Genomic DNA, 13,374 nt, shown 5'->3' with positions numbered 1-13,374 from the left:
ATGTTCTCCAACGAAAGAAGGCAGCCAACAGGCTGCCTTCTTTCTATACACTGGTTTTTCACTCTGTCTGCCCAACCAGAAATCACATGCTTCGGGTCAGGCCCATTTCCCAGAAACCGGCTTCCAGACGGGTCGCGGTGGCAAAGGTCTTGCACAGCTGCTGCCAGCGTCCCGAGGAACGGTAATCTTCCCCCAGACGGGCCAGCGCGATACGTTCCAGCCGACCATAGGAGTTTCCGGCAAGCTGTTGATAGTCACTGCCGGAATAGGTCTCGACCCAGGGGCGATAAGGATTGTTTTCCAGATCAGCGATATGTTCTTCGAACAAGCGGGAACCAATTTCGGCATAACCAAGCACACAAGGAGTTAGCGCCACCAGCAGGTCGAGCAGATCCCCGGAGAGCCCCTGATCGATCACAAAGCGGGTATAGGCAAGGTTCGCTGTTGCTTCCGGCTCGGATTCAAGCGCTTCCTGAGAGATGCCCCATTGCGCACAATAGCTGATATGGAGTTCCATTTCCTCGTTGAGCAAAGCATTCATTGTTGCTGCCGCCTGACGCATGTCTTCAAGATTGTCACTTTTGAACACTGCCAGCGCATAGGCACGGCTGAAATGTTTCAAAAACAGATAGTCCTGTGTCAGGTAATGGCGAAAAGATTCCCGGGGCAAGGAGCCTTCACCCAGTGATTGGACAAAAGGATGATAGACAAAGGACGCCCATTCATCCGGGCAAGCAGCTTTCAGATCTTCATAGAAGGACATCGCAGGGAATTCTTCTCGGCAGGTAGAGCGAAAAAGGCAGGGTTAAAAGTATATCAGATTGCTTCCGGCAATTTGACTTTCAGTCCATCCAGCTCTTCACTCATGATCAACTGACAGCCCAGACGCGAAGTCTGGGTCAGATTAAAAGCAAGATCAAGCATGTCTTCCTCGTCTTCGGATACAGCTTCGAGCTTGTCAAACCAGGAAGGGTCAATCACCACGTGACAGGTGGCACAGGCGAGCGAACCCTCACAGGCACCTTCAATATCCACGTTATTGCGCTGGGCAATCTCCAGAACCGACAGTCCCAGAGGCGCATCAACTTCACGCTCGGCACCATCACGCTCAACAAAAGTCATTTTCGGCATTGGCCATCTCCCGACAAATACAGCAAAAAACCGGCTGGTACGGTGTTTCCGCCTATATACGCAGCCAAAGGGCGGCTTGTGAAGCGCTTTTTCTTCTCCTGTCCGTCAGTTTTTTGCACGCAATCGCCCGACGGCCTCGACCAGCAATTCAACGGCCTGACGGATATCTGCATCCGTGGTGAAGCGCCCAAGGCCGATACGTAAAGAGGAATTCGCCTGTTCCTCATTTAATCCCAAAGCCTTAAGAACATAAGATGGCTCCAGTTCCGCAGAAGAACAGGCCGATCCCATGGACAGGGCCAATCCAGGAACCTCCCTGATCAGGTCACCAGCAGAAATTCCGTTCAGAGAGAGATTAAGATTTCCCGGAATACGTTGCTGAGTGTCGCCATTGATCTGAACGCCATCAAGTTTAGCTGAAAGTTCACCAAACAACTGCTGTGACAGGATCGCCAGACGTTTACTTTCTTCCTGCATCTCTTCAGCAGCAAGGGCAAAGGCCTTACCCAAGCCAACGCAAAGCGGGGTCGGCAAGGTGCCAGATCTCAGACCGCGTTCCTGCCCGCCACCATCCATCAGGGCTTCGAGACGAACCCGCGGACGACGGCGAACATACAATGCCCCGATACCTTTGGGTCCATAAATCTTGTGACCCGAGATACTCATGAGGTCGATGTTCATCGCCGCCACATCCAGAGGGATCTTGCCCACGGCCTGGGCCGCATCACTGTGGAACTTTGCCCCGGCAGCACGACAGATCTCGCCGATACGCTGCAGGTTCTGGATCACACCAACTTCGTTGTTCACTGCCATGACCGACACCAGCGCCGTTTTATCGGTTACCGTCTCGGTCAGAAGATCCAGATCAAGCAACCCGCTGGTATCAACGGGCAGTCGTATGACCTCAAAACCTTCCCGTTCAAGCCGGGCAACAGATTCGAGAACGCACTTATGCTCAATCACAGTCGTGACAATCCTGTTTCGTGCCGGGGATTTCCCACCACCCGCCGGATTGTTCCGCTGGAAATGCGCCACCCCCTTGATGGCCAGATTGTTTGATTCTGTTGCTCCGGACGTAAAGATTATCTCGCGCGGGTCGGCCCCGATCAGACCTGCTATTTCCTGCCGGGCGCGATCCACGACTTCTTCTGCTTCCCAGCCATAGGCATGATCAACAGAATGGGGATTGCCAAAGCTCTCATAGAAATAGGGCAGCATCGCCTCAACCACACGCGGATCCGTCGGGGTGGTTGCCTGATAATCCAGATAGACTGGGCGCACGGTTCGGTTGGCTTTTCTGTCTCTGCTCTTGTTTTTGACCATTTGCCTCACCCCGCCTCTGGGCTGCTATTCCCACAGTGTTAGTATTTTTGAAACTCAGCCCTGCCCGGCGGACGACTGTACGTTTGAGCGGGTGCCTTTACGTTTGAACAGATTAATCCAGGCTTCAGTAAAAAGCTCCAGATCTTCCTGTGTACTGGCCCAGCCGGTGCTGATCCGTATTGCCTCACCCGCAGTTTTTCCATCCGCCCCCATAGCCTGCAGAACGTGCGATGCCTGTACTTTCCCCGAGGAACAGGCCGAGCCAGAGGAAACAGCGAAACCTTCCAGATCCAGCACCATCAACTGGGTATCAGACGGAACACCCGGCATTGTCACTGTCGTGGTATTGGGGACGCGGGGCAAGTCCATGCCAAAAATACGCGCCTGCGGTGCCGCAGCCATAATCCTGGTTTCCATTGTTGCACGCCAGACAGCTTTTTCCTGCATCCCGGCAAGACCGTCCAAAGCCAGACGCGCGGCAAGGCCAAAGCCGGCAATGCCCGCCACATTTTCTGTGCCGCCACGCCGCCGCCGTTCCTGCCCGCCACCAAGCTGCTGGGGTAAAATCTCCAGTCCCTTGCCGAGGATCAGAGCCCCTGCCCCCTGGGGACCGCCAAGCTTGTGAGAGGAGATTGTCAGATAATCCACCCCCAGATCTTCGCAATTGATCGCAACCTTGCCAGCTGCCTGCACCGCATCACAATGCACCAGCGCCCCCTTGGCATGGGCCAGCGCCACAACCTCTGTTATCGGCTGCAGCACCCCGGTTTCATTGTTTGCCATCATGACCGAGATCAGCACATCGCTGCCATCTTCTCCTAACAGCTGTTCAAGCGCAGCCAGATCTATCTGGCCTGCTCTATCCACCGGAATTTCTGCAACATTGGCTCTGGCCCGCAGGACCGAATCATGTTCGATGGCCGAAACCAGTACCCGTTCCCGGCCTGCTCCTCTTAACGCCAGATTGTTTGCTTCTGTTCCGCCGCTGGTAAAGACCACGCGGGCGGGTTTGCTGCCCACCAGCGCCGCGATCTCGGCCCGGGCGTCTTCGACAAGTCGTCGGGCCGCACGGCCAAATTCGTGGATGGAAGAAGGATTTCCTGTCCGGGCAAGGGCAGAAGCAACAACCTCTATCACTTCCGGCCGGACAGGGGCAGTGGCATTATAGTCTAGGTAAACAGAACGGCGCATACACAAATAACCCTGTTACGGGAGAAGCCAAAACAGGCCCGGAGAAAAGGATCAGAGAACCGGCCCACACTTCTGATAATGTTAAATCCAGGTATTTACGACAGAATAATACAAAAATCAGGCAAGTCAGTCCTGTCACCGACAGTAAACAATTGAATAGCTACAGGCTATTGAGCAGCAACTCCGTCACCGGGATCCGGAAAAAAGAAGTTTTCCGAAGCTGGATCAATACGACGCTCGATCACATCCGCCAGGGAAACACTGCTGAGGTAGCGATAGATGTGGTTTGACAGACCCAGCCAGAGATTGTGCGTGATGCAGCGGCTCTTGTCACTGCGGCACCCCATCGGGCTTTCCGGATCACAGGCATTGGTGTTGATCGGTTCTTCAACCGCATCAAAGATTTCAGAGATCAGTGTTTTCCCGGCATCCTTGACCATCATATAACCACCGCCAGGGCCCCGAACCGATCGTACAAGCTTGCGGCGACGCAGCTTGGCAAAAAGCTGTTCAAGATAGGAAAGTGAAATCTCCTGCCGCTCGGCTATTTCAGCAAGCGACACCGGACGCTTGTTGGCATAGAGCGCCAGATCGACCATGGCCATGACGGCATAGCGACCCTTTGTACTCAGTTTCACGGCCTTTTACTCCCAACATTCACCGATCATACGATCAGGATTTTCTCGTCACCCTTGATCCAAACGCAACGGACAGACTACCCGTTCATTTGCCAGAGGTCTTTTCTTTAACCAGCTCTTCAGTTTTCGTTGCATCACTTTTGTTGTGCAACAGGTTTTTCTGATAATCCTCCTGACCTTCCAGCGCGTTGAGACGCTGCCGCAAGGACTGGACTTCATTCAACAGGCCTTCCAGTGTACGGGCAACAGGATCAGGAATATCTCCCGTTGGCGTACCATAGGCCACAAAGGGCTGATCATCCACCACTGCCGGTTTGGGGTTCACCACCTTGCCCGGAATCCCCACAACAGTCGCACAGCGCGGCACATCCTTGGTCACCACAGCATTGGCACCGATCCTGGCACACCTTGCCACGGTAATCGGCCCGAGAATCTGGGCGCCTGACCCGACAATAACGCCACACTCAAGAGTCGGGTGTCGCTTTACCCCGCGCTGGGCATCAGAATCCACACTAGGGGCAACCCCGCCCAGTGTCACGCCGTGATAGAGCGTCACATTGTCGCCGATATGGCTGGTTTCCCCGATAACCACCCCCATACCGTGATCGATAAAAAAATCTTTGCCGATCGTGGCTCCGGGATGAATTTCGATGCCAGTCACGATCCGCCCGATATGGGAGATGCAGCGGGACAAAAGGTGCCAATCCCTTTTCCAGAGCCGATTGGCAAGGCGGTGTAACATCAAAGCCTGAAAACCGGGATAGCAGAGAACAACCTCGAGACGGGATCGGGCAGCAGGATCTCGTGCCATTGTCGCATCAATCTCTGCTTTTATTCTGTCGAACATTGTTCGTCCTTTACTGTCCTTTTCACTTTCCTGCAAAAAGGTATTTGGCTCAGAGCGGGTGCTGGATTATATACAAGAGTGAAAAATGACACTTTTCCTTCCAAGCGATATAATTATCCAGATCGCCGGGGTCAAGTGAAGCCCGGATTTCGACCGTGAAACCCTCCACCTGCAAGGGTATGGCTCCACAAGTCTAGACGGGTCGGTAAATGAAATAAAGCTTGGAAGTCAACAAAGGGAAACCGCGACTGCATGCCTGATATTATTTTGAACGGTCCGGAAGGACGTCTGGAAGGACGCTACTTTCACAACCAGACACCCAATGCCCCGATCGCATTGATGCTGCATCCACATCCGCAGCATGGTGGCACCATGAACAACAAAATCGTCTACACGATGTTCAATTCTTTCAAGGCCATGGGGTTCTCGGTCCTGCGTTTCAACTTCCGTGGCGTTGGTCGCTCCCAGGGCAGTTTTGCTGATGGTGAAGGCGAACTCTCAGATGCTGCATCCGCGCTCGACTGGTTGCAGAGTGTCAATCCGAATGCCCGCCAGTGTTGGGTTTCCGGTTTTTCCTTTGGCGCCTGGATCAGCATGCAGCTTTTGATGCGCCGCCCGGAAATCGATGGCTTTGTTTCTATTGCCCCGCCTGCCAACATGTTTGACTTCAGTTTTCTGGCACCCTGCCCGTCTTCAGGTCTGGTGATTCAGGGTGACCGGGATGACGTTGTCCCGGAATCTGCCGCAGCCAAGCTGGTCGACAAACTCAATGCCCAGAAAGGTATCGCCATCGACTATCGTATCGAACAGGGTGCCGGGCATTATTTTGAAAACCATATGGAAGTCATCGACAGCCACATACAGGATTACGTCAGCCAGCGCCTGACTGCCCCTGTAGAATAACTCTGTGGAATAACTCTTCCCACCATTTCGAAAAAGGCCGCAACACGCGGCCTTTTTTATGCGTGTTTTTTTGCCAGAAAAACGTGACAACCAATCCTGATTACCACAGGATAGCAGTCATGACAGTGACCTGAACCAGATGAAAGAGACCGCAAGTGCTAAAGGCCGTTGCCATAAAAATTGACGATATTTATATCCCCGCAGACCGTCGCAAGGAACGCGATCCGGCCAGAATAGAAAGCTTTGCCGAGAACATCATTGACGAAGTCGAGGTCGAGCCGATCCGGGTTCGCAAGGGCAAGGACAAAAACAAGTATGTTCTGGTCAGAGGCGTCAACAGACTTGAAGCCAGAAAAGAACTGGGTGATGAAACCATCTTTGCCTATGTGGTCCAGGCCCTGCAACGTTAGTCTTGCCCGTTCATCACTATTGTGAAAAGGCGCTCCAGAAATGCCGGTTCAACCCTATCGCAGCAGTGCCTATAACAACGCCTGGGCCAATTACCGGCTTCTGAAAGCCTGTGAACAACTTGACCAGAAAGAGCTTATTGCAAAACGTTCGGGATTTTTTCCATCAATTCTTCATACACTCAACCATATTCTCACCGTAGACTGGTTTTATATTTCAGCTCTTGAAGGTAATTGCATCGGACATAGTGCTTTTGATCCGGAAATTCCCTGCCCGCTGTTTTCAGAGCTGGCAAGCGAACAAAAAGCTGCAGATCATAGACTGTTAGTCTTGTGCAAAAAGCTTACAGCTGAAGATCTGCCTAAGAAAACCTTGCTTATTCATGGGAAACGCTTGCAGCATGAGAGGATCGACAGGACCCTGCTCCATCTTTTCCAGCACCAGATTCACCATCGGGGCCAGGTTCATGCCATGCTCTCCGAGACCAGTGTCTCTCCCCCGCAACTGGATGAATTTTTCCTTGAAGACAAAAGTGAAAAAGCCGCACGTGAAGATGACTTTTGGGCGCTGGGATTCAGTGAAAAGGAGATCTGGAGCTGAACCCTGACCTAAACACGCCATAAATATCGGACTTTTTCACCTCACGAAGCGAGATGTAACACGCCCCCCTTACAAGGTGCGGCAACCCGTGTGGTTGTCGGTAATGACAAAGGCAATCCCAACTGGCTGCGCCGGGCAAGGAAGGCAAAGGCCTGGGCCTCAAGCGCATCACCGTCCCATCCGACAACCTCAACCGGCTCAACCGGCATATCCAGTTCCCGCGTAAGCAGATCCATCATGAAGGGGTTGCGTCGCCCCCCTCCAGTCACAAGGCAACGGTTGGGGCGCTCCGGCAGGAAAGGAAGCACCTTTGCCACCGCAGCAGCCGTAAAAGCGGTCAATGTCGTCGCGCCATCCATCGGGTTAAGAGCCTGGACCAGTTCCGGGGAAAAGTCATATCGGTCCAGAGATTTGGGAGGCGCCTCAGAAAAATACCCATGATCAAGTAATCCTGCCAAGACCAGAGGATCGAGCGTTCCAGAAGCAGCAACCTTGCCCCCTTCGTCCATGGGCATATCAAAATGCTTCATCATCCAGTCATCCAGCAATCCGTTTCCAGGCCCCGTATCACAGGCAAGAACGGTTTCATCCTGACCAAGGAACGTGATGTTGGAAACTCCGCCGATATTGAGAACCATCAGCGGTTTCTCCAGATCTTTTGCCAGCGCCCGATGATAGAGAGGTGCCAAGGGTGCCCCCTCACCACCTGCTGCCACATCTGCCGAGCGGAAATCATTCACAACGGCGATCCCGCAAAGTTTGGCGAGCAGGGCGCCGTCCCCGATCTGCCTGGTAACTGCTTTTTTGGGATCATGAAAGGTTGTCTGCCCGTGAAAGCCGATCAAGGAAACGTCAGAGGCTTTAAGCCCGGCCTGCTCCAGCAAGCTGGATACAGCCTGGTGGTGCCAATGCGTGAGGGCGGTTTCCACTTCCTGACAGTCGGCGGTATTCCCCATAACACTTTCCAGCAGAGCCCGCTGGGACGCATCATAAGGCAAGGTTATCCGTGGCCCCTGCTCCAGAACCCTGGAACCGTCACTTTTGATCAGTGCGGCGTCAATACCATCCATGGAGGTACCGCTCATCAGCCCCAATAACCAGTCATCACCACCAAGCGTCATCAACTTCACTTTCTCATATTTCAGAACCAATCGCCGGGCGATCTCAGGATCACCCTACTATAATCCCAAGCTGGCCCCCAGCGATTTAAAGATCATTTCTCGGGTTCAGACAACAGGATATACAAAGCCCCCGTTTTGCCAGAGTTCTGCCCAAAGGTGAAATAATTTTCCACCTCAGATTTTATTCTGGTTTTATTTTTACTTTTGTTTTCCCATCTGTTTTTGCTGCACATTCGGGCTTTAGTCGTTGCTCCGTTGTCTCCCTTCTGTCTTTATGCTAAATCCCAGCGGCGACGGTGACAGCAATCAGGACAACACCTTGCTTCCAATCGCTGTTGCTGTTGTAACCAGAAACTTTTCCAGAACCAGATGAGATTGCCATGACTGCGCCCCAGACTTCCCACCTCCGTTCAGATTTTCTGCGTGAGTTGAGCGCGCGCGGGTATATTCATCAATGTACGGATATCGACAGCCTCGACAGCAAAATGACCAAGGGCCCTGTCGCCGCGTATATCGGCTTTGACTGTACGGCTGACTCGCTTCATGTCGGCAGCCTGGTCCAGATCATGATGCTGCGCTGGTTACAAAAAACCGGGCACAAACCAATCGTTCTCATGGGAGGCGGCACCAGCAAGGTTGGCGACCCCTCTTTCAAGGACGAAGCGCGTAAACTGATTACGGTAGAAGAAATCCAGCACAACATGGATGGCATCAAAAAGGTCTTTGCCAAATACCTGACCTTTGGCAGTGGCCCAACCGATGCTGTCATGGTCAACAATGCCGACTGGCTTGATAACATCAACTACCTCGAATTCCTCCGTGATTACGGTGTGCATTTCTCCGTCAACCGGATGCTCAGCTTTGATTCCGTCAAGCTGCGCCTCGACCGCGAGCAATCCCTGTCGTTTCTGGAGTTCAACTACATGATCCTCCAGGCCTATGATTTCATGGAGCTGAACAAACGCCAGAGCTGTCTGTTCCAGATGGGTGGGTCTGACCAGTGGGGCAACATCGTCAACGGGGTGGACCTGACACGACGCATTAACCAGAACGAAGTTTACGGCCTGACATCCCCTCTGTTGACGACCTCTTCAGGGGTGAAAATGGGTAAAACTGTCGGCGGCGCGGTCTGGCTAAACGAAGAACGGCTCTCGGCTTTCGATTTCTGGCAGTACTGGCGGAACACAGAAGATGCCGATGTTGGCCGTTTCCTGCGCCTCTTCACCGAACTTTCCGAGGACGAAATCCACCGTCTTGAAAAGCTCGAAGGCGCTGAAATCAATGAAGCGAAAAAAATCCTCGCCACCGAAGCAACGAAACTCTGCCATGGCGAACAGCTTGCTCTTTCTGCGGCCGAGACTGCCCGCAAAGCTTTTGAAGAACGCAGCATGAGTGCTGATCTGCCAAGCTTTGAAATTGAGAGCAACAAACTGGCCGAAGGCTTGCCTGCTTTTGTACTCTTCAAGGATGTCGGTCTCTGCAGCAGTAACAGTGAAGCACGCAAGCTGATTGCGGGTGGTGGTGCCCGCCTGAACGATAGCCAGATCAAGAGTGATCAGGTTTCGATTTCCCTTGCGGATCTTAATGCCGAAGGGTCAATCAAACTTTCAGCGGGTAAAAAACGGCATATTCTGGTTAAGCCCGTGTAAGATCACTGCTCTGCCTATGGCCCTGTAGTTCGGAATACAATTTTTTCGCCAGTAACAGTGAATAAAAAAAGAGAAGGCCGTTCATCCGCGCCTTCTCTTTTTTGTTCCAGATTTTTTCAGCCTCACAGGGACAGGGTCTTTATTTTTCCGGGGTTACAGGTGGGTTTCCAGCCTCACCCTCAGCCTCTTCCCCGCTCTGCTTTTTTTCCGTGCTTGGTGTTGCGGTCCCAAAAATATTGCGCAAGAACCCCGGAGTAAGGCCCGAAAGCGGGTTGATTGAGACCTTCGGGTTTTCCATGGTTCCATCAAGGCTATAGTTAAAGGCCACGATTCCTTCGCCTTCACCACCAGTCAAAAGTGTTCCCAGCAAGGGGATTCCGCCCAGTATCCGGTTGATCGTGTAGGCGGGAACAATTGTTCCTCTGGCGGCCACAATATCCCTGTTGGTATCAACTTCTCCCTTTGCCGTCAGGCCAATGGAAGAAGAATAAAGCTTGATCAGGTCGCTGCGCAGAAAACCATTCTGGACTGTAAAATCCCCAACCAGTTCATCAAAGGCAATACCTTCAGTTGACAGGGCGGTCACAGGCCCGGTCAAAGAGGCAACAGAGAGCATTTTGGCCAGAACAGGAGCTTTAACCAGCCTGAGTTTCTGAACATCAAGTTTACCTGACAGCAGATCAGCACTGCGATAGCTTTCGGCATCTCCGGTAATTGTCAGGCTCCCGCCTTCTACAGTATCCAGTACATCAAGGGCCCGTAGCATGGCTCCAAAATCATTGGATTCAGCTCGAAATCCCTGACGGCCACTCTCCAGTGGCAAGTAATCAATCCGGACTGTACGGGTCACCTTGTTTTCCGGATCGAGAACTTTACTATCAGGAACATGCCAGAGTTCTTCAGGTACTTCCCCGGTAAACTGCAGACGTTTCAGGCCATCACTTTCACGGTCAACCACCAGGGACACATTTCGGAAAAACCGTTTTTCCCCCATGTACATCGCATCAAGTTGTTGTGCCGTCACCCTGATCGGCTTGGCAGGCTTTTCCTGTAAAGGATCGGTCGCAGGCACAGCAGGCACGACCTGTTCAATCCCCGGATCCGGAGTAACCGCATCAACAGCCTGTTCAGCAACGTGTTCTTCATCATCACCAATAAACCGGGTTGTATCCAATACTCCCCCGCCAATAGTGATCTCGGGCTTCTCATCATCAAGGACAACGGCCACATCACTGAGCAGTGTTTTCTCCAACTGGAATTGCCTGACAAAAGCCTCTCGCACCTTGCCATCGGTCAACTCCGCCTGCCCTTCCTTCAGCTCCAGTTCCCCCGCAGCAAGATCAAAGCTGTTGATCTTCACGGCTTTACCATCTTTCAGGATAACAACGGCTTTGAAACTCCCCGCTGTCCCGGCCGCTTTTTCAAAAGCCAGCCCTTCAAGGTTCAGCTCGGCATCTTTCAGGTTTGCAGCCAGCTGCACCACACCATTTCCATCTGGTCGATTTTCCAATGCCAGAGACAAGGAAACAGGGCCAGCCAGATAATCTGCGACAGGAATACCCAGTTGAGACAGTCCTTCCGGATTGATCGAGGCAAAATCGGCTTTCAGTTTTGTTCGCACCTTTGGATTGCTACCAAAGTTTTCATCCCAGGATATGTTCACCGGTATAGAAGCAAGTTTGACCGGGCCTGTGACCTGCATCCCCTTGCCGGTGACCTTAAGTTTAAGATCTCCTTCGGTCGCATCCAAACCGTCATAGATTTTACCAATCCGGGCATTTTTCACTGCGGCAGAAACATCAATGGTGATGTCTTTGAGCTTCAGGTCTTTCAGCAAAAGAAAATCAAAATCAACCGCGACAGCAGCTTCCCCTGCCGTTTCCTGTGGATCGATGTTAAGCTCGTCTACCAGACGCAGGTTTTCACTGTTGAGAATTTCCAGGGCCGTCCTGACCGGACCTTCGACAGCTGTCTGGATTGATATGCTTTCATTGGCCACATCCAGACCGGAAACGGTGATGGTAGAAGGCAGCACAGACATATCCTCGATCACACCACCATCAGCAAAAAGCGTCAGCCCGTCGGCACGAATATCTGCCGTTCCCGCCACCTTCCGGACCGGAGGCAGAGGACGCAGATAATGCACATCAAGATCCCGGTACTTCATACTGCCGTCCAGCGAGACCAGTTTCGTGTTATCGAAATCACCCCCGGGAATTTCCAGTACTGCCTTGATTACAGCTTCTTCGGCCAGGCCGGTTTTTATGTTCTCGGTCACCCATTCGCGTGCATCACTCGCCATCATTTCTGGCCAGTAAAGCGCGAGATCATCAAGCGGAACAGCCACCGCACGCACACCAGCCAGAATCTGCATATCACTGTCCAGCCCCGACACACTTCCCGCCACAGAGAGCTGGGGCCCGGCAACACCTTCTTCACCAAAATTGATTGCCGCATTATCAACAACGAGCTTCTGGCTTTCCTTGCTATAGCTCCCCTTCAGGAACATGCCCTGAACTGGCAGCTTGGGAACAGACAAACTCGCCAGAGCGATACTGCCAGGCCCACCGGAAATCTCGAAACGACTGCGGCCGAACTCTCCCGCAAGATTGAGTGATGTAGAGACTGAAGCCGCCAGAGGGATATCAACCTCGGACAAGTCGGACAGGCCTGAATCCAGCTTGGCCAGTGTCGTTGGACGTATCCCTGTCACCTGGAATGCCAGATCGACAATCTGAAGATCCTTGTCATACACAAAGGCACCGTTCAGGGTTGCTTTTTCTTCGGCAACATCAACAAGAAAGTCCAGCTCTCCGGACAATCCCAGTTTATCCCGGCGAATGGTCATGTCGGCATTTGGCACGGTAAAGACCAATCCCAGTTTTTTATCCTGGATCCGGATGCGGGCTCTGAGAATCTGAAGTTGATCCAGATAGGCCAGGGGATGGCCTTCTGTCCGTTCAGCCATAAGATTTTTCAAGGCATCTGGCAGAACATCCCCGAACCTCGGCTCGGCTATCGAAGTATCTGCACTGGCACGATCACTGCCAATCTCAATTCTGCCGTCGAGGTCGCGAACCAGATTAAGCCGGGGGCCAATAATCTTGACACCTGTCGGGACAACCTTCCCACGCGCCAGCGCCCCAACATTGAGATCAATCCCCATCAAGGGGATGGCGGCAATCGCCCTGTCGGTTTCATCCAGTATCCGGACCCGCTCAACCTGAAGCGCGACAGCCCTTTCTTTCGGCAACCAGGCCAGCTGGGTTGTGGCAACATCCAGCCGCAGCCCTTTTTCTTCATCAACGAAGGCCTCTTCCACATAAGGGGTCAGAAAGTCCAGAGTTACCGGACCAGACGACAGGCGCCAGATCAGTATCCCGACCATAACTGCAGAGAGCACAAGCAAGGCAGCAAGGGCTTCAAGAAAAAACAGGGATGTTTTACGAATCATACGAAACGGTGCTCCGCGCGCCTTGAGAAAATGAGTACGGCATTGTTTTATTCACGGTAGCCCTTGACCAATTTCTGTAGCCTTTGCACTGTACTCGAAACAAGGTAGC

At 52.6% G+C, this 13,374-nt stretch carries 12 protein-coding genes; 4 read left to right on the top strand and 8 right to left on the bottom strand.

Annotated elements, in window-relative coordinates; all coding sequences use genetic code 11:
• Positions 1 to 82: 82 nt before the first annotated feature.
• The 6 genes from tenA to cysE form a co-directional block, all read right to left on the bottom strand.
• Complete coding sequence (gene tenA / locus O4H49_RS01640) at positions 83 to 763, bottom strand: thiaminase II (RefSeq protein ID WP_269421665.1); 681 nt, start codon at positions 761 to 763, stop codon at positions 83 to 85.
• A 53-nt stretch (positions 764 to 816) separates the two neighbouring features.
• Positions 817 to 1,131 carry a ferredoxin family 2Fe-2S iron-sulfur cluster binding protein gene (locus O4H49_RS01635; protein ID WP_269421664.1) on the bottom strand — a complete coding sequence of 105 codons (315 nt, stop codon included), beginning with the start codon at positions 1,129 to 1,131 and terminating at the stop codon, positions 817 to 819.
• A 105-nt stretch (positions 1,132 to 1,236) separates the two neighbouring features.
• Positions 1,237 to 2,454, bottom strand: a complete 1,218-nt coding sequence (locus O4H49_RS01630; protein WP_269421663.1) for an aminotransferase class V-fold PLP-dependent enzyme — start codon at positions 2,452 to 2,454, stop codon at positions 1,237 to 1,239.
• A 54-nt stretch (positions 2,455 to 2,508) separates the two neighbouring features.
• Positions 2,509 to 3,645 (bottom strand): cysteine desulfurase family protein, encoded by a 1,137-nt coding sequence (locus O4H49_RS01625; protein WP_269421662.1) that lies wholly within the window; start codon positions 3,643 to 3,645, stop codon positions 2,509 to 2,511.
• A gap of 167 nt (positions 3,646 to 3,812) precedes the next feature.
• Positions 3,813 to 4,283: an Rrf2 family transcriptional regulator gene (locus O4H49_RS01620; protein ID WP_269421661.1), complete on the bottom strand. Its 471-nt coding sequence runs from the start codon at positions 4,281 to 4,283 to the stop codon at positions 3,813 to 3,815.
• Positions 4,284 to 4,368: 85 nt separating this feature from the next.
• Positions 4,369 to 5,130 (bottom strand): serine O-acetyltransferase, encoded by a 762-nt coding sequence (gene cysE, locus O4H49_RS01615; RefSeq protein WP_269421660.1) that lies wholly within the window; start codon positions 5,128 to 5,130, stop codon positions 4,369 to 4,371.
• 252 nt (positions 5,131 to 5,382) lie between these two features.
• Between cysE and O4H49_RS01610 the strand changes: the two genes are divergently transcribed.
• The 3 genes from O4H49_RS01610 (at position 5,383) to O4H49_RS01600 (ending at position 7,041) form a co-directional block, all read left to right on the top strand.
• Positions 5,383 to 6,033, top strand: coding sequence for an alpha/beta hydrolase (locus tag O4H49_RS01610; RefSeq protein WP_269421659.1), 651 nt, complete (start codon positions 5,383 to 5,385; stop codon positions 6,031 to 6,033).
• A 155-nt stretch (positions 6,034 to 6,188) separates the two neighbouring features.
• Entirely contained in the window at positions 6,189 to 6,443 is a 255-nt protein-coding gene (locus O4H49_RS01605) for a ParB N-terminal domain-containing protein (protein ID WP_269421658.1), read from the top strand.
• 40 nt (positions 6,444 to 6,483) lie between these two features.
• Positions 6,484 to 7,041 carry a DinB family protein gene (locus O4H49_RS01600; protein WP_269421657.1) on the top strand — a complete coding sequence of 186 codons (558 nt, stop codon included), beginning with the start codon at positions 6,484 to 6,486 and terminating at the stop codon, positions 7,039 to 7,041.
• Positions 7,042 to 7,082: 41 nt separating this feature from the next.
• Here the strand turns inward: O4H49_RS01600 and O4H49_RS01595 are convergent, their stop codons facing one another.
• Positions 7,083 to 8,171, bottom strand: coding sequence for an anhydro-N-acetylmuramic acid kinase (locus O4H49_RS01595; RefSeq protein ID WP_419715201.1), 1,089 nt, complete (start codon positions 8,169 to 8,171; stop codon positions 7,083 to 7,085).
• Positions 8,172 to 8,542: 371 nt separating this feature from the next.
• On the opposite strand from O4H49_RS01595, the gene tyrS reads away from it, so the two are divergent.
• Positions 8,543 to 9,811, top strand: a complete 1,269-nt coding sequence (gene tyrS / locus O4H49_RS01590) for a tyrosine--tRNA ligase (protein ID WP_269421655.1) — start codon at positions 8,543 to 8,545, stop codon at positions 9,809 to 9,811.
• 139 nt (positions 9,812 to 9,950) lie between these two features.
• Here tyrS and O4H49_RS01585 read toward each other — a convergent pair whose 3' ends face one another.
• Entirely contained in the window at positions 9,951 to 13,265 is a 3,315-nt protein-coding gene (locus tag O4H49_RS01585; RefSeq protein ID WP_269421654.1) for an AsmA-like C-terminal domain-containing protein, read from the bottom strand.
• Between the last annotated feature and the right edge of the window lie 109 nt (positions 13,266 to 13,374).

It is taken from the genome of Kiloniella laminariae, assembly GCF_027214005.1.
Taxonomy (GTDB): Bacteria; Pseudomonadota; Alphaproteobacteria; order Kiloniellales; family Kiloniellaceae; genus Kiloniella; species Kiloniella laminariae_A.
Note: the sequence above shows the minus strand (reverse complement) of the source record. Positions and strands in the feature narration are given on the sequence as shown.

Bases quoted from the DNA above. Each gene is read 5' to 3' on its own strand.
- cysE (WP_269421660.1), bottom strand. From the start codon at position 5,130: ATGTTCGACAGAATAAAAGCAGAGATTGATGCGACAATGGCACGAGAT.
- O4H49_RS01630 (WP_269421663.1), bottom strand. From the start codon at position 2,454: ATGGTCAAAAACAAGAGCAGAGACAGAAAAGCCAACCGAACCGTGCGC.
- O4H49_RS01625 (WP_269421662.1), bottom strand. From the start codon at position 3,645: ATGCGCCGTTCTGTTTACCTAGACTATAATGCCACTGCCCCTGTCCGG.
- O4H49_RS01635 (WP_269421664.1), bottom strand. From the start codon at position 1,131: ATGCCGAAAATGACTTTTGTTGAGCGTGATGGTGCCGAGCGTGAAGTT.
- tyrS (WP_269421655.1), top strand. From the start codon at position 8,543: ATGACTGCGCCCCAGACTTCCCACCTCCGTTCAGATTTTCTGCGTGAG.
- O4H49_RS01585 (WP_269421654.1), bottom strand. From the start codon at position 13,265: ATGATTCGTAAAACATCCCTGTTTTTTCTTGAAGCCCTTGCTGCCTTG.
- O4H49_RS01610 (WP_269421659.1), top strand. From the start codon at position 5,383: ATGCCTGATATTATTTTGAACGGTCCGGAAGGACGTCTGGAAGGACGC.
- tenA (WP_269421665.1), bottom strand. From the start codon at position 763: ATGTCCTTCTATGAAGATCTGAAAGCTGCTTGCCCGGATGAATGGGCG.
- O4H49_RS01600 (WP_269421657.1), top strand. From the start codon at position 6,484: ATGCCGGTTCAACCCTATCGCAGCAGTGCCTATAACAACGCCTGGGCC.